The organism is Kosakonia oryzendophytica (genome assembly GCF_027886705.1).
GTDB classification, from domain to species: Bacteria; Pseudomonadota; Gammaproteobacteria; order Enterobacterales; family Enterobacteriaceae; genus Kosakonia; species Kosakonia oryzendophytica.
The window spans coordinates 4184579-4203070 of record NZ_CP115659.1 but is presented as its reverse complement, the minus strand read 5'-3'; the positions used below and the strand labels follow the sequence as shown (position 1 = coordinate 4203070).

At 52.4% G+C, this 18492-nt stretch carries 16 protein-coding genes; all 16 read left to right on the top strand.

Annotated features, from left to right (window positions below; translation table 11 throughout):
• The first annotated feature begins 19 nt into the window (after positions 1–19).
• The gene (rpsB, locus tag O9K67_RS20330) at positions 20–745 is read left to right on the top strand and encodes a 30S ribosomal protein S2 (RefSeq protein ID WP_061497575.1); all 726 of its coding nucleotides are present in this window, start codon (positions 20–22) and stop codon (positions 743–745) included.
• A 140-nt stretch (positions 746–885) separates the two neighbouring features.
• A complete protein-coding gene (tsf, locus tag O9K67_RS20325; RefSeq protein WP_061497573.1) occupies positions 886–1737 on the top strand; it encodes a translation elongation factor Ts in 852 nt (283 codons plus the stop codon).
• Positions 1738–1883: 146 nt separating this feature from the next.
• Entirely contained in the window at positions 1884–2609 is a 726-nt protein-coding gene (gene pyrH, locus O9K67_RS20320; protein ID WP_061497572.1) for a UMP kinase, read from the top strand.
• A 165-nt stretch (positions 2610–2774) separates the two neighbouring features.
• The gene (gene frr / locus O9K67_RS20315; RefSeq protein ID WP_061497569.1) at positions 2775–3332 is read left to right on the top strand and encodes a ribosome recycling factor; all 558 of its coding nucleotides are present in this window, start codon (positions 2775–2777) and stop codon (positions 3330–3332) included.
• A 97-nt stretch (positions 3333–3429) separates the two neighbouring features.
• A complete protein-coding gene (gene ispC / locus O9K67_RS20310; RefSeq protein WP_061500174.1) occupies positions 3430–4629 on the top strand; it encodes a 1-deoxy-D-xylulose-5-phosphate reductoisomerase in 1200 nt (399 codons plus the stop codon).
• A 183-nt stretch (positions 4630–4812) separates the two neighbouring features.
• Positions 4813–5571 carry a (2E,6E)-farnesyl-diphosphate-specific ditrans,polycis-undecaprenyl-diphosphate synthase gene (gene ispU, locus O9K67_RS20305; RefSeq protein WP_061497567.1) on the top strand — a complete coding sequence of 253 codons (759 nt, stop codon included), beginning with the start codon at positions 4813–4815 and terminating at the stop codon, positions 5569–5571.
• A gap of 12 nt (positions 5572–5583) precedes the next feature.
• On the top strand, positions 5584–6441 hold the full coding sequence (gene cdsA, locus O9K67_RS20300; RefSeq protein ID WP_061497565.1) for a phosphatidate cytidylyltransferase: 858 nt from the start codon (positions 5584–5586) through the stop codon (positions 6439–6441).
• Positions 6442–6452: 11 nt separating this feature from the next.
• On the top strand, positions 6453–7802 hold the full coding sequence (gene rseP / locus O9K67_RS20295; RefSeq protein WP_061497563.1) for a sigma E protease regulator RseP: 1350 nt from the start codon (positions 6453–6455) through the stop codon (positions 7800–7802).
• Positions 7803–7833: 31 nt separating this feature from the next.
• Positions 7834–10245, top strand: coding sequence for an outer membrane protein assembly factor BamA (bamA, locus tag O9K67_RS20290; RefSeq protein ID WP_061497561.1), 2412 nt, complete (start codon positions 7834–7836; stop codon positions 10243–10245).
• 117 nt (positions 10246–10362) lie between these two features.
• Positions 10363–10857, top strand: coding sequence for a molecular chaperone Skp (gene skp / locus O9K67_RS20285; RefSeq protein ID WP_061497558.1), 495 nt, complete (start codon positions 10363–10365; stop codon positions 10855–10857).
• A 3-nt stretch (positions 10858–10860) separates the two neighbouring features.
• Complete coding sequence (lpxD, locus tag O9K67_RS20280; protein WP_061497556.1) at positions 10861–11886, top strand: UDP-3-O-(3-hydroxymyristoyl)glucosamine N-acyltransferase; 1026 nt, start codon at positions 10861–10863, stop codon at positions 11884–11886.
• 105 nt (positions 11887–11991) lie between these two features.
• Positions 11992–12447, top strand: coding sequence for a 3-hydroxyacyl-ACP dehydratase FabZ (fabZ, locus tag O9K67_RS20275; protein WP_007373234.1), 456 nt, complete (start codon positions 11992–11994; stop codon positions 12445–12447).
• A gap of 3 nt (positions 12448–12450) precedes the next feature.
• Positions 12451–13239 carry an acyl-ACP--UDP-N-acetylglucosamine O-acyltransferase gene (lpxA, locus tag O9K67_RS20270; RefSeq protein WP_061497554.1) on the top strand — a complete coding sequence of 263 codons (789 nt, stop codon included), beginning with the start codon at positions 12451–12453 and terminating at the stop codon, positions 13237–13239.
• Positions 13239–14387, top strand: coding sequence for a lipid-A-disaccharide synthase (lpxB, locus tag O9K67_RS20265; RefSeq protein ID WP_061497552.1), 1149 nt, complete (start codon positions 13239–13241; stop codon positions 14385–14387). The genes lpxA and lpxB overlap by 1 nt, the downstream gene beginning before the upstream one ends.
• A complete protein-coding gene (gene rnhB / locus O9K67_RS20260; RefSeq protein WP_061497549.1) occupies positions 14384–14980 on the top strand; it encodes a ribonuclease HII in 597 nt (198 codons plus the stop codon). Before lpxB ends, rnhB begins: the two co-directional genes overlap by 4 nt.
• Positions 14981–15007: 27 nt before the next feature.
• On the top strand, positions 15008–18490 hold the full coding sequence (gene dnaE, locus O9K67_RS20255; protein WP_061497547.1) for a DNA polymerase III subunit alpha: 3483 nt from the start codon (positions 15008–15010) through the stop codon (positions 18488–18490).
• The last annotated feature ends 2 nt before the right edge of the window (positions 18491–18492 follow it).

Below are 18492 nucleotides of genomic sequence, written 5' to 3'. Positions count from 1 at the left end.
TTATATAGAGGTTTTAAACATGGCAACTGTTTCCATGCGCGATATGCTCAAGGCTGGTGTTCACTTTGGTCACCAGACCCGTTACTGGAACCCGAAAATGAAGCCGTTCATCTTCGGTGCGCGTAACAAAGTTCACATCATCAACCTTGAGAAAACTGTACCGATGTTCAACGAAGCCCTGGCTGAGCTGAACAAAATTGCTTCTCGCAAAGGCAAAATCCTGATCGTTGGTACTAAACGCGCTGCAAGCGAAGCGGTGAAAGAAGCTGCTCTGAACTGCGACCAGTTCTTCGTGAACCATCGTTGGTTGGGCGGTATGCTGACTAACTGGAAAACCGTTCGTCAGTCCATCAAACGTCTGAAAGACCTGGAAACTCAGTCTCAGGACGGTACCTTCGACAAGCTGACCAAGAAAGAAGCGCTGATGCGCACTCGTGAACTGGACAAGCTGGAAAACAGCCTGGGCGGTATCAAAGACATGGGCGGTCTGCCGGACGCTCTGTTCGTTATCGACGCTGACCACGAGCACATCGCAATCAAAGAAGCAAACAACCTGGGTATCCCGGTATTTGCTATCGTTGATACCAACTCCGATCCGGACGGCGTTGACTTCGTTATCCCGGGTAACGATGACGCAATCCGTGCTGTTAGCCTGTACCTGAATGCCGTTGCTGCTACCGTTCGTGAAGGCCGTTCTTCGGATCTGGCTACTCAGGCGGAAGAAAGCTTCGTAGAAGCTGAGTAATAAGGCACGCTCTCTGAGCCCCTTATTGAGCAGGTAGTACCGAGTTTGGTTAGGGGGCCTGTTTATGGCCCCCTTTTTCACTTTTAAGCCTGTTTGGTTCCCCGAACCAGGCAGGTCATATCTCTCCCGAGGATTAAAGAATGGCTGAAATTACCGCATCCCTGGTAAAAGAGCTGCGTGAACGTACTGGCGCAGGCATGATGGATTGCAAAAAGGCTCTGACTGAAGCGAACGGCGACATCGAGCTGGCAATCGAAAACATGCGTAAATCCGGTGCTATCAAAGCAGCGAAAAAAGCAGGCAACGTTGCTGCTGACGGCGTGATCATCACTAAGATCGACGGCACCTACGGTATCATTCTGGAAGTAAACTGCCAGACTGACTTCGTGGCGAAAGATGGTGGTTTCCAGGCATTTGCAAACAAAGTGCTGGATGCTGCTGTTGCTGGCAAAATCACTGACGTTGAAGTTCTGAAAGCTCAGTTCGAAGAAGAGCGTGTTGCACTGGTTGCTAAAATCGGTGAGAACATCAACATCCGTCGCGTTGCTTCCCTGGAAGGCGAAGTTCTGGGTTCTTACCAGCACGGTGCGCGTATCGGTGTTCTGATTGCAGCTAAAGGCGCGGATCAGGAGCTGGTTAAACAGCTGGCTATGCACGTTGCTGCAAGCAAACCGGAATTCGTTAAACCGGAAGACGTGTCTGCTGAAGTGGTAGAAAAAGAGTACCAGGTTCAGCTGGACATCGCCATGCAGTCTGGCAAACCGAAAGAAATCGCAGAGAAAATGGTTGAAGGCCGCATGAAGAAATTCACCGGCGAAGTTTCTCTGACCGGCCAGCCTTTCGTTATGGATCCGAGCAAAACTGTGGGTCAGCTGCTGAAAGAGCACAATGCTGACGTAACAGGCTTCATCCGCTTCGAAGTGGGTGAAGGCATCGAGAAAGTTGAGACTGACTTCGCAGCAGAAGTTGCTGCAATGTCCAAGCAGTCTTAATCACTAAAAAGGAGCCGCCTTAGGGCGGCTTCTTTTTATGCCCTTCATCTGAAAATCAGCCAACACGCTAGTGTTTGCGCTGACAGGCGACGTATCATAGCGCCAGTATTAATCCGTCCAATTGTTGACAGTCTCAGGAAAGAAACATGGCTACCAATGCAAAACCCGTCTACAAACGCATTCTGCTTAAGCTGAGCGGCGAAGCGCTCCAGGGATCCGAAGGCTTCGGTATTGACGCAAGCATTCTTGACCGTATGGCGCAGGAAATTAAAGAGCTGGTTGAACTGGGAGTTCAGGTTGGCGTGGTGATTGGTGGCGGTAACCTATTCCGCGGCGCGGGACTGGCAAAAGCAGGCATGAACCGTGTTGTGGGCGATCACATGGGTATGCTGGCAACGGTGATGAACGGCCTTGCGATGCGTGATGCGCTGCATCGTGCCTATGTAAACGCACGTCTGATGTCCGCGTTTCCGTTGAATGGTGTCTGTGACAATTACAGCTGGGCGGAGGCTATCAGCCTGTTGCGCAATAACCGCGTCGTGATTTTCAGCGCCGGTACCGGTAACCCGTTCTTCACCACCGATTCCGCAGCTTGCCTGCGCGGTATCGAAATCGAAGCCGATGTTGTGCTGAAAGCAACTAAAGTAGACGGCGTGTTTACTGCCGATCCGGTGACCGATCCGACTGCAACGCTGTGTGAACAACTGAGTTACACCGAAGTGCTGGATAAAGAACTGAAAGTGATGGATCTGGCGGCCTTTACGCTGGCCCGCGATCATAAACTGCCGATTCGCGTGTTCAATATGAACAAACCCGGCGCGCTGCGTCGCGTGGTAATGGGCGAAAAAGAAGGCACATTGATTACGGAATAATTCCCGTAAGCAATAAATAAAGGTAAGATTCCGCTTTAATTTATTGAGCCGTTCTTTCTGGCATCTCACGATGCCAGAATGTTGAACAGGGCTATACTTAGCACACCCGCAACCAGGCGTGCCTGTGTATGGTCTGCCTGCGACAAGATTTCAAGGATCCGTAACGTGATTAGCGATATCAGAAAAGATGCTGAAGTGCGCATGGAAAAATGCGTAGAATCGTTCAAAACTCAAATCAGCAAAGTGCGCACTGGTCGCGCTTCCCCGAGCCTGCTGGATGGCATCGTTGTGGAATATTACGGTACGCCGACGCCGTTGCGCCAGTTGGCAAGCGTAACGGTGGAAGACTCCCGTACGCTGAAAATCAACGTGTTCGATCGCTCAATGAGCCCGGCCGTTGAAAAAGCCATCATGGCATCTGATTTGGGCCTGAACCCGAACTCCGCAGGGAGCGATATCCGCGTTCCGCTGCCAGCGCTGACCGAAGAACGCCGTAAAGATCTGATCAAAGTTGTTCGCGGTGAAGCTGAACAAGCACGCGTTGCTGTACGTAACGTCCGTCGTGACGCGAACGATAAAGTGAAAGCTCTGCTGAAAGACAAAGAAATCAGTGAAGACGACGATCGCCGTTCACAGGATGACGTGCAGAAGCTGACCGATGCTGCCATCAAGAAAGTGGATGCGGCGCTGGCGGATAAAGAAGCAGAGCTGATGCAGTTCTGATTCTATAAAAACCGACTAAAACGCCGTACAGAGAGCCATTACAGTGGCTTTGCTGGCGGCGTTTTGCTTTTTATTCTCGCAACGTTGTGAGCGTTTCATGAAGCATTTAACTCTTCTGGGCTCAACGGGTTCTATTGGTTGCAGCACGCTTGATGTGGTTCGCCACAATCCCGATCGTTTTTCCGTTACTGCGCTGGTGGCAGGCAAAAATGTTGCCCGTATGGTTGAACAGTGTCTGGAATTCACCCCACGTTTTGCTGTGATGGATGATGTACAGAGCGCGCAGCAGGTAAAAATCGCTTTGCAAGAAACCGGTTGCCGTACTGAGGTGCTGAGCGGTCAGCAGGCGGCTTGCGAAATGGCTGCACTGGGCGATGTCGATCAGGTCATGGCAGCCATTGTCGGTGCTGCCGGGTTGGTGCCAACGCTTGCTGCGATTCGCGCAGGCAAGACGGTATTGCTGGCGAATAAAGAGTCGCTGGTGACCTGTGGTCGCTTGTTTATGGAGGCAGTGAAGGAAAGCGGCGCGCGGCTGTTGCCGGTGGATAGCGAGCATAACGCTATTTTTCAGAGTTTACCGGAAACAATTCAGCAAAACCTGGGGTACGCTGATCTTGAGCAGAATGGCGTTTCGTCTATTCTGCTTACCGGGTCTGGTGGTCCATTTCGGGAGACGCCATTAGCGGATCTGGCGGCGATGACGCCGGATCAGGCATGTCGCCATCCTAACTGGTCAATGGGACGTAAAATTTCCGTTGATTCAGCCACTATGATGAATAAAGGTCTGGAATACATTGAAGCACGCTGGTTGTTTAATGCCTCTGCCCGCCAAATGGAAGTGCTGATCCATCCGCAATCGGTGATCCACTCCATGGTGCGTTACCAGGATGGCAGTGTTTTAGCGCAACTGGGTGAGCCGGATATGCGTACGCCTATTGCACATACGATGGCCTGGCCTGATCGTGTGCCTTCGGGTGTGAATGCCCTCGATTTCTGCAAACTGAATTCGCTAAGTTTTGCTGCGCCCGATTATGATCGTTATCCCTGCCTGAAGCTGGCCATTGATGCTTCAAGCGACGGACAGGCAGCGACAACCGCATTAAATGCAGCAAACGAGGTCACTGTTTCGGCATTCCTGGCGTCCGCGATTCGTTTCACGGATATAGCCGCTCTGAATCTGTCTGTTCTGGAGCAGTTGGATTTACGTGAACCGCAAAGTATCGACGATGTATTGTCTGTGGATGCCCAGGCTCGTGAAGTCGCACAAAGACAAGTGACGCGCTTCGCAAGCTGGTGATATTACAGCCATGAGTTACGGTGCTATTTGTTAGCGTTCGGCTTCGGTGATATAGTCTGCGCCACCCAATAGCCAGTTTGTCATATGGGTTGTTGGGTTAGCCGTGGTTTACACGGCTTTTTTGCGTAAAGGCTTGTGTATTCCTGAGTACCGCTCAATCCTTTTCAGGGACTAAAACGCGTTATGTTGTCTGCTAACCAACCGATAAGCGAAAGTTTGCCAACGCATGGCTGCCGCCATGTAGCGATAATTATGGATGGCAATGGTCGCTGGGCGAAAAGACAAGGGAAGCTCCGGGCCTTTGGTCATCGGGCTGGAGCAAAGTCTGTTCGCCGTGCGGTATCTTATGCCGCCAATAATGGTATTGATGCGCTGACGCTTTATGCTTTTAGTAGCGAGAACTGGAACCGCCCGGCGCAGGAAGTCAGTGCGCTGATGGAGCTGTTTGTGTGGGCGCTGGATAGCGAAGTGAAGAGCTTGCATCGTCATAATGTGCGTTTACGTATCATTGGCGATACCAGTCGTTTTAATACGCGTTTGCAGGATCGAATCCGTAAAGCGGAAGCGTTAACCGCCCAGAACACCGGGCTGACGTTGAATGTCGCGGCGAATTATGGTGGTCGCTGGGATATTGTTCAGGGAGTCCGTCAGTTAGCAGTGCAAGTGCAGGAAGGGTTATTACGCCCGGATCAAATTGATGAAGAAACGCTGAATAAGCAAATCTGCATGCACGAACTGGCTCCCGTTGATTTAGTGATTAGGACTGGTGGGGAACATCGCATAAGTAATTTTTTACTTTGGCAAATTGCCTATGCCGAACTTTACTTTACTGATGTTCTTTGGCCCGATTTTGATGAACAAGACTTTGAAGGTGCGCTACATGCCTTTGCCAATCGAGAGCGTCGTTTCGGCGGCACCGAGCCTGGTGGCGACAAAGCCTGATGGGGGTTGCTTTTGCTGAAGTATCGCCTGATTTCTGCTTTTGTATTAATACCAATTGTTATCGCAGCACTTTTTTTGTTGCCTCCGGTGGGGTTTGCTATCGTAACGCTCGCCGTTTGTATGCTCGCAGCGTGGGAATGGGGGCAATTAAGCGGCTTCACATCTCGTACTCAGCGGATCTGGCTGGCGGTATTATGCGGGCTTCTGTTGGCGTTTATGCTGATTATGCTGCCGGAATATCATCACAATGTTCACCAACCCATGGTCGCGGTCTCATTGTGGGCTTCGCTGGTCTGGTGGCTGATTGCCCTGGTGCTGGTGCTGGGTTATCCGGCATCCGCTGCGTTGTGGCGTAAGTCAAAAGTTCTGCGTCTGATTTTTGGCGTACTGACGATTATTCCTTTTTTCTGGGGTATGCTGGCGCTCCGGGTCTGGCACTACGATCAGAATCACTATGGCGGTGCACTGTGGCTGCTGTATGTCATGATCCTGGTGTGGGGGGCGGATTCAGGCGCGTATATGTTTGGTAAATTGTTTGGCAAACATAAGCTGGCCCCGAAAGTGTCTCCAGGTAAAACCTGGCAGGGTTTTCTGGGTGGGCTGCTGACCGCTGGCGTTATTTCATGGGGATATAGCGCCTGGGCGGATCTGGATGTTGCGCCTTCAACACTTTTAATTTGTTCAGTGGTCGCGGCACTGGCGTCAGTGCTGGGCGATTTAACGGAAAGTATGTTCAAACGTGAAGCTGGAATAAAAGATAGTGGTCATCTTATTCCGGGTCATGGCGGTATACTGGATCGCATTGACAGCCTGACAGCGGCAGTGCCTGTATTTGCCTGTCTGTTACTGCTGGTTTTCAGGACGATTTAACGGAAGGTTTTATGCTGAGCATTCTCTGGAATCTGGCGGCGTTCATCGTTGCACTTGGTGTGTTGATCACCGTGCATGAATTTGGCCATTTCTGGGTTGCTCGCCGCTGCGGAGTGCGGGTTGAGCGCTTTTCCATTGGTTTTGGTAAAGCGCTCTGGCGCCGTACGGATAAACACGGCACCGAATTCATTATCGCTCTTATTCCGCTGGGCGGTTATGTCAAAATGTTGGATGAGCGTGTCGAGCCGGTTGCACCGGAGATGCGTCATTATGCATTTAACAATAAAACAGTCGGCCAGCGCGCCGCTGTTATCGCCGCCGGCCCCATCGCCAATTTTCTCTTTGCTATCTTCGCCTACTGGTTGGTCTTTATCATCGGTGTTCCTGGCGTTCGCCCGGTAGTTGGCGAAATAACGCCCAACTCTATTGCCGCAGTCGCGCAAATTGCACCTGGCACGGAACTAAAAGCGATTGATGGTATCGAAACGCCTGATTGGGATGCTGTGCGCTTACAGTTGGTGTCTAAAATCGGCGACAGCCAGACGACGATCAGCGTAGCGCCTTTCGGCAGTAACAATCGTCAGGACAAAGTGCTGGATTTACGTCATTGGGCTTTTGAACCTGATAAAGAAGATCCGGTTTCGTCACTGGGGATTCAGCCGCGTTCAGCGCAGCTAGAACCGGTGCTTGCAGAGGTTCAGCCTAACTCTGCGGCCAGCAAAGCAGGTTTGCAAGCTGGCGACAGGATCGTTAAAGTCGATGGTCAGCAGTTAACGCAATGGATGATGTTTGTGGCGCTGGTTCGTGATAACCCCGGCACATCGTTAGCCCTGGAAGTAGAAAGGCAGGGGAGTCCCTTGTCTTTAACGTTAATACCGGATACAAAGCCGGGTAACAAGGCAGAGGGTTTTGCGGGCGTTGTGCCCAAAGTTATTCCGCTGCCAGACGAATACAAGACAGTACGCCAGTACGGGCCATTCAGTGCCATCGCTGAAGCTACGGATAAAACGTGGCAATTGATGAAGCTGACGGTCCGTATGTTGGGGAAATTGATCACCGGTGATGTAAAACTGAACAACCTCAGTGGGCCGATTTCGATAGCTCAAGGGGCTGGGATGTCAGCGGAGTTCGGGTTGATTTATTACTTGATGTTCCTCGCTTTGATAAGCGTGAACCTGGGTATCATTAACCTGTTCCCATTACCCGTTCTTGATGGCGGGCATCTGCTGTTTTTAGCGATCGAGAAGCTGAAGGGCGGACCGGTATCCGAGCGAGTTCAAGACTTTAGTTACCGCATTGGCTCTATTTTGCTGGTGCTGTTAATGGGGCTTGCACTTTTCAATGATTTCTCTCGCTTGTAAGAGAGTTTGTTAGGAAGAACGCATAATAACGATGGCGATGAAAAAGTTGCTCATAGCGTCGCTGCTGTTTAGCAGCGCCACCGTATACGGTGCTGACGGGTTCGTAGTGAAGGACATTCATTTCGAAGGCCTGCAGCGTGTCGCCGTTGGTGCGGCCCTCCTCAGTATGCCAGTACGCCCTGGTGATACGGTGAATGATGAAGATATCAGTAACACCATTCGCGCACTGTTTGCCACTGGCAACTTTGAGGATGTTCGCGTCCTTCGCGATGGTGATACGCTTCTTGTCCAGGTGAAAGAACGCCCGACAATCGCCAGCATCACCTTCTCCGGCAACAAGTCGGTGAAAGATGACATGCTGAAACAGAACCTTGAGGCTTCTGGCGTGCGTGTGGGCGAGTCACTGGACCGCACAACCCTGTCCGATATTGAAAAAGGGTTAGAAGATTTCTACTACAGCGTCGGTAAATACAGCGCCAGCGTTAAAGCTGTTGTGACACCGCTGCCGCGCAACCGTGTTGACCTGAAGCTGGTTTTCCAGGAAGGCGTGTCTGCGCAGATCCAGCAGATCAACATTGTAGGTAACCACGCATTCAGCACCGAACAGCTGATCTCCACCTTCCAGTTGCGTGATGAAGTTCCGTGGTGGAACGTCGTCGGCGATCGCAAATATCAGAAACAGAAACTGGCTGGCGATCTGGAAACACTGCGCAGTTACTATCTGGATCGCGGTTATGCCCGCTTTAATATTGATTCGACGCAGGTCAGCCTGACGCCGGACAAAAAAGGAATCTACATTACCGTTAACGTGACTGAAGGCGATCAATACAAGCTCTCCGGCGTGCAGGTTAGCGGTAATCTGGCTGGCCACTCCGCAGAGATTGAAGGTCTGACGAAGGTCGAACCTGGCGAACTGTATAGCGGTGCCAAAGTGACCAAAATGGAAGACAGCATCAAAAAACTTCTTGGTCGCTATGGTTATGCCTATCCGCGCGTTCAGACGCAGCCGGAAATCAACGATACCGATAAAACGGTTAGGTTGCGCATCAACGTCGATGCCGGCAACCGCTTCTATGTGCGTAAAATTCGTTTTGAAGGCAACGACACCTCTAAAGATTCCGTACTTCGTCGCGAAATGCGCCAGATGGAAGGTGCATGGCTGGGCAGCGATTTGGTTGACCAGGGCAAAGAGCGCCTCAATCGTCTGGGCTACTTCGAAACGGTAGACACTGAAACGCAGCGTGTTCCCGGCAGTCCGGATCAGGTTGACGTTGTCTACAAGGTTAAAGAGCGCAACACCGGTAGCTTTAACTTCGGCGTAGGTTACGGCACGGAGAGTGGGGTCAGCTTCCAAGTTGGCGTACAGCAGGATAACTGGCTGGGTACAGGTTACTCCGTCGGCATCAGCGGTACCAAAAACGATTACCAGACGTACTCTGAGTTCTCGGTCACTAACCCATACTTTACGGTTGATGGTGTCAGTCTCGGTGGCCGTATCTTCTATAACGACTTTAAAGCTGACAATGCGGATCTCTCTTCGTATACCAACAAGAGCTATGGTCTGGATGGCACCCTTGGGTTCCCGATCAACGAGTACAACACCCTGCGTACAGGTTTAGGTTACGTTCATAACTCCCTGTCCAAAATGGAACCGCAGGTGGCGATGTGGCGTTACCTTGATTCCGTAGGGCAGAACGCCAGCCGGACGGATGACAATAACGGTTACTCGGCTGACGACTTCACCTTTAACTATGGGTGGACCTATAACAACCTCGACCGTGGTTATTTCCCGACGAAAGGCTCACGTATTAACCTGAACGGTAAAGTGACCGTTCCGGGGTCTGATAACGAGTTCTACAAAGTCACTGTCGATACGGCTTCCTACTTCCCTATTGATGACGATCACAATTGGGTCGTTCTGGGGCGTACTCGCTGGGGATATGGTGATGGCTTAGGTGGTAAGGAAATGCCATTCTATGAGAACTTCTATGCGGGTGGTTCAAGTACCGTTCGTGGCTTCCAGTCCAATAACATTGGTCCGAAAGCGGTTTATTATGGCAACACGGGCTTGGAGAACTGTAACCAGTCCGGCGGTTACTGTAAATCTAATGATGCGGTGGGCGGTAACGCAATGGGTGTCGCCAGCGTTGAGCTGATTACGCCTACGCCGTTTATCAGTGACAAGTATGCAAACTCTGTTCGTACGTCCTTCTTCTGGGATGCGGGTACGGTTTGGGATACAAACTGGCAAAATACCGCAGAGATGAAAGCACTGGGCATTCCGGATTATAGTGATCCGAGTAATATCCGTATGTCTGCCGGTATTGCTTTACAATGGATGTCCCCATTGGGGCCGTTGGTCTTCTCCTACGCCCAGCCGTTTAAAAAGTACGATGGAGACAAAGCGGAACAGTTCCAGTTTAACATTGGTAAAACCTGGTAACGTATCGCTGCAAAGGAATGTATCAGCAGTATAGTGATGGCTGAGGCCTTGGATAGAAGGCCCGGCCACGCAAAGAGCTGTACCTCCGGGTACAAACGGGATGGTAAGGAGTTAATTGTGAAAAAGTTGTTATTAGCTGCAGGTTTCGGTTTGGCAATGGCAGCGTCCGCTCAGGCAGCAGACAAGATTGCGATTGTTGATATGGGTAACCTGTTACAGCAGGTCGCGCAGACTTCCGGCGTTTCTCAGACTATGAAAAACGAATTCGGCGGCCGCGCCAGCGAACTGCAGAGCATGGAATCCGACCTGCAAGCCAAAAAACAGCGTTTGCAGCGTGATGGTTCCACGATGAAACCAGCCGATCGCACTAAGCTGGAAAAAGAACTGGCTGCCGGTGGCCAGGCATTTGCTCAGAAAGCGCAGGCTTTCGAACAGGATCAGGCTCGTCGTTCTAACGAAGAACGCGGTAAACTGGTTACTCGTATCCAGACTGCAGTGAAAAAAGTTGCTGCGGATCAGGGTATCGATCTGGTTGTTCCTTCCAACGCCGTTATTTACAACAGCAATGATGTCAAAGACATCACCGCTGATGTACTGAAACAGGTTAAATAAGTAATGCCTTCAATTCGACTGGCTGATTTAGCTCAGCAGTTGGATGCAGAACTACACGGTGATGGCGATATCGTCATCACCGGCGTTGCGTCCATGCAATCTGCTCAAGCAGGTCACATCACTTTCATGGTAAATCCAAAATACCGTGAGCATCTGGCTGCATGCCAGGCGTCCGCCATTGTTATGACGCAGGACGATCTTCCTTTTGCCAGGAGCGCAGCGCTGGTCGTCAAAAATCCGTACCTGACTTATGCGCGTATGGCCCAAATTCTGGATACCACGCCGCAACCGGCGCAAAACATTGCCCCTGGCGCGGTGATTGATGCAACGGCAACGCTGGGTAATAACGTCTCGATTGGCCCGAATGCGGTGATCGAATCCGGCGTTACGCTGGGTGATAACGTGGTTATCGGCGCTGGCTGTTTTGTCGGGAAAAATACGAAAATTGGCGCAGGTTCGCGCTTGTGGGCCAATGTTACCATTTACCACGAGATTGAGATCGGCGAAAATTGCCTTATTCAATCCGGGACGGTGATTGGTTCTGATGGTTTTGGTTACGCCAACGATCGCGGAAATTGGGTTAAAATTCCACAGCTTGGCCGCGTCATTATCGGCAACAATGTTGAGATTGGTGCCTGCACGACGATCGATCGCGGGGCGCTGGATGATACCTGCATCGGCCATGGCGTCATCATTGATAACCAGTGCCAGATTGCACATAACGTCGTGATTGGCGACAATACCGCGGTTGCGGGCGGCGTCATTATGGCGGGTAGCCTGAAAATTGGCCGTTACTGCATGATTGGCGGCGCCAGCGTAATCAACGGGCATATGGAAATTTGCGACAAGGTTACCGTAACGGGGATGGGGATGGTCATGCGTCCTATCACTGAGCCTGGAGTTTACTCTTCGGGTATCCCGCTGCAGCCTAACAAAGTGTGGCGTAAAACCGCAGCCCTGGTGATGAACATTGATGATATGAGCAAGCGCCTGAAAGCAGTCGAGCGCAAGGTTAATCAACAAGAATAATCAATCACCGTTTAACGCGTTTAAATCCCGGCCTGTGGGCATTCTCAAGATTGCCGCGGGCCGTGTTATTATTGCCTTTTAGTATATTTGGACAGGAAGAGTATTTTGACTACTGACACTCATACTCTGCACATTGAAGAGATTCTTGAACTTCTGCCGCACCGCTATCCGTTCTTGTTGGTAGACCGTGTGCTGGATTTTGAAGAAGGTCGTTTTCTGCGCGCAGTAAAAAATGTTTCGGTCAACGAACCGTTTTTCCAGGGGCATTTCCCTGGCAAACCGATTTTCCCGGGCGTGCTGATCCTCGAAGCAATGGCGCAGGCAACCGGTATTCTGGCGTTCAAAAGCGTTGGAAAACTGGAGCCGGGTGAGCTGTACTACTTTGCTGGCATCGACGAAGCGCGCTTTAAGCGCCCGGTTGTGCCTGGCGATCAGATGATCATGGAAGTCACTTTCGAAAAAACCCGCCGCGGCCTGACCCGTTTTAAAGGTGTTGCGCTGGTAGACGGTAAAGTTGTTTGTGAAGCTACTATGATGTGTGCACGTAGCCGGGAGGCCTGATACGTGATTGATAAAACCGCCTTTATTCATCCAACCGCCGTTATTGAAGAAGGCGCCATTATCGGCGCTAACGCTCATATCGGCCCATTCTGTATTGTGGGACCCCACGTTGAAATTGGTGAGGGTACCGTACTGAAGTCTCACGTTGTTGTGAATGGCCACACTAAAATTGGTCGCGACAATGAGATTTATCAGTTCGCCTCCATCGGCGAAGTTAACCAGGATCTTAAATATGCTGGTGAACTGACTCGCGTGGAAATTGGCGATCGCAACCGCATTCGCGAAAGCGTCACCATTCACCGCGGCACAGTACAGGGCGGTGGCTTGACGAAGGTGGGGAGCGATAACCTGCTGATGGTCAATGCGCACGTTGCGCATGACTGCACTGTGGGTAATCGCTGCATCCTTGCGAATAACGCTACGTTGGCGGGGCATGTCTCCATTGACGACTTTGCAATTATCGGCGGCATGACCGCAGTGCATCAGTTCTGCATCATTGGTGCGCATGTGATGGTCGGTGGCTGCTCCGGTGTCGCACAGGACGTTCCGCCGTATGTGATCGCTCAGGGCAACCATGCCACGCCGTTCGGTGTGAACATTGAAGGCCTGAAACGTCGCGGCTTTAGCAAAGAAGCGTTAGTGGCTATCCGTAACGCGTATAAATTGCTGTACCGCAGCGGCAAGACGCTGGAAGAGGCGAAACCGGAGATTGCTGAGCTTGCGGCGAAGCATCCGGAAGTTGATGCGTTCCTGCAGTTCTTCGACCGTTCAACGCGCGGTCTGATTCGTTAATGGTCGACAATCGTCCTCTTACGATAGCCCTGGTCGCCGGAGAAACCTCCGGCGATATTCTTGGTGCCGGTCTTATTCGAGCACTGAGAGCGCGTGTACCCAATGCCCGCTTTGTCGGCGTTGCGGGGCCGCGTATGCAGGCGGAAGGGTGTGAAGCCTGGTATGAGATGGAAGAGCTGGCGGTAATGGGCATCGTTGAGGTGTTGGGGCGCCTGCGCCGGTTACTGCACATTCGCGCCGATCTGACCCGACGCTTTAGCGCACTGAAACCGGACGTGTTTGTCGGTATAGACGCGCCGGATTTCAACATTACCCTCGAAGGCAATCTGAAAAAGCAGGGTATCAAAACGATTCACTATGTCAGTCCTTCCGTCTGGGCGTGGCGGCAAAAGCGTGTTTTCAAAATAGGCAGAGCCACTGACCTGGTGCTCGCATTTCTGCCTTTCGAAAAAGCGTTTTATGACAAATTCAATGTACCGTGCCGTTTTATTGGTCATACCATGGCGGATGCAATGCCGCTGGATCCGGATAAAAATGCAGCCCGGGAACGCTTAGGTCTTGCCCGGGATGTGCACTGTCTGGCGCTGTTGCCGGGTAGCCGTGGCGCTGAAGTTGAGATGCTGAGCGCCGACTTCCTGCGTACAGCGCAGCTGCTCCGTGCGCGTTATCCCGATCTTGAAGTGGTTGTACCGCTGGTTAATGCCAAACGTCGCGAGCAGTTTGAACGCATCAAAGCGGAGGTCGCGCCGGAGTTACCTGTGCATCTGCTTGATGGTATGGCGCGCGAAGCCATGATCGCCGCCGATGCCGCACTATTAGCCTCCGGCACTGCGGCGTTGGAATGTATGCTGGCGAAGTGCCCGATGGTCGTTGCCTATCGCATGAAGCCGTTTACGTTCTGGCTGGCAAAACGGCTGGTAAAAACGCCTTATGTCTCGCTGCCAAACCTGCTTGCCGGGCGTGAGCTGGTTAAAGAGCTGTTGCAGGAGGCGTGCCAGCCGCAAGCATTGGCTGAGGCGCTGGAACCGTTGCTGGCGAATGGCAAAACCAGTAACGATATGCATGAAACTTTCCGCGAACTGCATCAGCAGATTCGCTGTAATGCCGATGAACAGGCGGCGGATGCGGTGCTGGAGCTGGCAAAATGATGGAGTTTGTTTATCCACACATGCATTTGGTTGCCGGTGTGGATGAAGTAGGGCGCGGCCCATTAGTGGGCGCGGTGGTAACGGCGGCGGTGATCCTCGATCCTGAACGTCCCATTTTCGGCCTTAACGATTCGAAAAAATTATCCGAAAAACGCCGTGTGACGCTCTACCATGAAATCAAAGAAAAGGCGCTGGCCTGGAGTCTGGGGCGCGCGGAGCCACATGAAATTGACGAGCTGAATATTCTGCATGCCACCATGTTGGCCATGCAGCGAGCCGTCGCCGGGTTGGCAATCAGTCCGGAATTCGTACTGATAGACGGCAACCGTTGCCCGCAACTGCCGATGCCATCGCTGGCGGTGGTAAAAGGCGACAGCCGGGTAGCGGAAATTAGCGCGGCATCAATCCTCGCGAAAGTCACGCGTGATGCCGAAATGGCCGCGCTCGATCTGACATTTCCTCAATATGGTTTTGCGCAACATAAAGGGTATCCCACAGCTTTCCATCTGGAGAAGCTGGCGGAGCATGGCGCAACCGAGCATCACCGACGCAGCTTTGCGCCGGTTAAACGCGCGTTGGGCCTTGTGTCCTGATTCTGGTGACGTTAAAGGAATCTGAAAATGGCTGAACCACGTTTCGTACACCTGCGGGTGCACAGCGACTATTCCATGATCGATGGGCTGGCGAAAACCGGGCCGCTGGTGAAAAAGGCGGCCTCGTTGGGCATGCCTGCGCTGGCGATCACCGATTTTACCAACCTGTGTGGTCTGGTGAAGTTCTACGGAACGGGGCACGGGGCGGGTATAAAGCCCATCGTTGGCGCTGACTTTCATGTGCAATGCGACCTTCTTGGCGACGAGCTGACGCAACTGACCGTCCTTGCTGCCAACAATGTTGGCTATCAGAATCTGACACTGCTGATATCACGCGCCTACCAGCGGGGCTACGGTGCGCAAGGGCCGTGGATCGATCGTGACTGGTTGCTGGAACTCAACGAAGGACTGATCCTGCTTTCCGGCGGTCGTATGGGGGACGTCGGGAAATGTATGCTTCGCGGCAACAGCGCGCTGGTTGATCAGTGCCTGGCTTTTTATATTGAGCATTTCCCCGATCGTTATTACCTGGAATTGATCCGCACCGGGCGCGCTGACGAGGAAACCTGGCTGCATGCTGCGGTGCAACTGGCGGAAGAACACGGTTTACCTGTTGTCGCCACCAACGATGTGCGTTTTCTTGAGGCAGGCGATTTCGACGCGCATGAAATCCGTGTTGCCATCCATGACGGCTTTACCCTCGACGACCCCAAACGCCCGCGCAACTACTCTGCCCAGCAATATATGCGCAGTGAAGAGGAGATGTGCGAGCTGTTTTCCGACATTCCGGAAGCGCTGGAGAACTCGGTAGAAATCGCCAAACGTTGTAATGTCACCGTGCGTTTGGGCGAGTATTTTCTGCCGCAATTTCCGACCGGTGAAATGACCACCGAAGACTTCCTGGTTACTAAGTCAAAAGAGGGGCTGGAAGAGCGTCTGAAATTCCTCTTCCCGGATGAAGAAGAGCGCCTTAAACGTCGCCCGGAATATGATCAACGTCTGGATACTGAACTCCAGGTGATCAACCAGATGGGGTTCCCCGGCTACTTCCTGATCGTGATGGAGTTTATCCAGTGGTCGAAAGATAACGGCGTACCGGTAGGGCCAGGACGTGGTTCTGGTGCGGGTTCGTTAGTGGCCTATGCGCTGAAAATTACCGATCTCGATCCGCTGGAATTTGACCTGCTGTTCGAACGTTTCCTGAACCCGGAACGTGTCTCAATGCCCGATTTCGACGTTGACTTCTGTATGGAGAAGCGCGACCAGGTAATTGAGCACGTCGCGGACATGTACGGGCGCGACGCGGTATCGCAGATTATCACCTTTGGTACCATGGCGGCGAAAGCGGTTATCCGTGACGTGGGGCGCGTTCTCGGTCACCCGTACGGCTTTGTCGATCGTATTTCCAAACTGGTGCCGCCAGATCCGGGCATGACACTGGCGAAAGCCTTCGAAGCGGAACCGCAACTGCCGGAAATTTACGAAGCAGACGAAGAAGTTAAGGCGCTGATTGATATGGCGCGCAAACTGGAAGGGGTGACGCGAAACGCCGGTAAACACGCCGGTGGTGTGGTGATCGCACCGACCAAAATCACCGATTTTGCACCGCTGTACTGCGACGAAGCCGGTCAGCACCCGGTTACCCAGTTTGATAAAAACGATGTGGAATACGCGGGGTTGGTGAAGTTTGACTTCCTCGGACTGCGCACGCTGACCATCATCAACTGGGCGCTGGAGATGATCAACGCCCGCCGCGAAAAACAGGGGCAGCCGCCACTGGATATCGCCGCCATCCCGCTGGATGACAAGAAAAGTTTCGACATGTTGCAACGCTCGGAAACCACAGCGGTATTCCAGCTTGAATCCCGCGGCATGAAAGATTTAATTAAGCGACTGCAGCCGGACTGCTTCGAAGATATGATCGCACTGGTGGCGCTGTTCCGTCCGGGGCCGTTGCAGTCGGGCATGGTGGATAACTTTATCGACCGCAAACACGGGCGCGAGGAGATCTCTTATCCGGATGTGCAGTGGCAGCATGAAAGCCTGAAACCGGTACTGGAGCCAACCTACGGCATTATCCTGTATCAGGAACAGGTCATGCAGATTGCCCAGGTCTTGTCGGGTTATACCCTTGGTGGCGCAGATATGCTGCGTCGTGCGATGGGTAAGAAAAAGCCGGAAGAGATGGCAAAGCAGCGCGGTACGTTCGAAGAAGGGGCGAAGAAAAACGGCGTTGACGGCGAACTGGCGATGAAAATCTTTGACCTGGTGGAGAAATTCGCCGGTTACGGATTTAACAAATCGCACTCTGCCGCCTATGCTTTGGTGTCATATCAGACGCTGTGGCTAAAAGCCCACTACCCGGCTGAGTTTATGGCGGCGGTAATGACGGCGGACATGGATAACACCGAGAAAGTAGTCGGTCTGGTGGATGAATGCTGGCGCATGGGGCTGAAAATCCTGCCGCCGGATATCAACTCAGGTCTTTACCATTTCCACGTCAATGATGACGGGGAAATTGTCTACGGCATCGGTGCCATTAAAGGTGTGGGTGAAGGCCCAATCGAAGCGATCATTGAAGCGCGTAATAGCGGTGGTTACTTCCGCGAGTTGTTTGATCTGTGCGCACGTACGGACATTAAAAAGCTGAACCGCCGCGTGCTTGAAAAATTGATTATGTCCGGGGCGTTTGATCGCCTTGGCCCGCATCGCGCAGCGCTGATGAACTCGCTGGGTGATGCGTTGAAAGCGGCCGATCAGCACGCCAAAGCGGAAGCGATCGGCCAGGCGGATATGTTCGGTGTGCTGGCGGAAGAGCCGGAGCAAGTTGAGCAGTCCTACGCCAGTTGCCAGCCATGGCCAGAACAAGTCCAACTGGATGGCGAACGGGAAACGTTAGGTTTGTACCTGACCGGGCACCCGATCAACCAGTATTTGAAAGAAATTGAGCGCTATGTCGGAGGCTATCGGCTGAAAGACATGCATCCGACCGAACGTGGAAAAGTGACCACGGCGGCGGGGCTCGTCATTGCTGCGCGGGTTATGGTCACCAAGCGCGGCAATCGTATCGGCATCTGTACGTTGGATGACCGTTCCGGGCGTCTGGAGGTGATGTTGTTCACCGACGCACTGGATAAATACCAGCAATTGCTGGAAAAAGACCGCATACTTATCGTCAGCGGACAGGTCAGCTTTGATGACTTCAGCGGCGGGCTTAAAATGACCGCCCGCGAAGTGATGGACATTGACGAAGCCCGGGAAAAATATGCCCGTGGGCTTGCTATCTCGCTGACGGACAGGCAAATTGATGACCAGCTTTTAAACCGACTCCGTCAGTCTCTGGAACCGCACCGTTCGGGAACCATTCCAGTACATCTCTACTATCAGAGGACGGATGCGCGTGCGCGTTTACGCTTCGGCGCAACGTGGCGCGTCTCTCCGAGCGATCGTTTACTTAACGATTTGCGTGGCCTCATAGGTTCGGAGCAGGTGGAACTGGAGTTTGACTAATA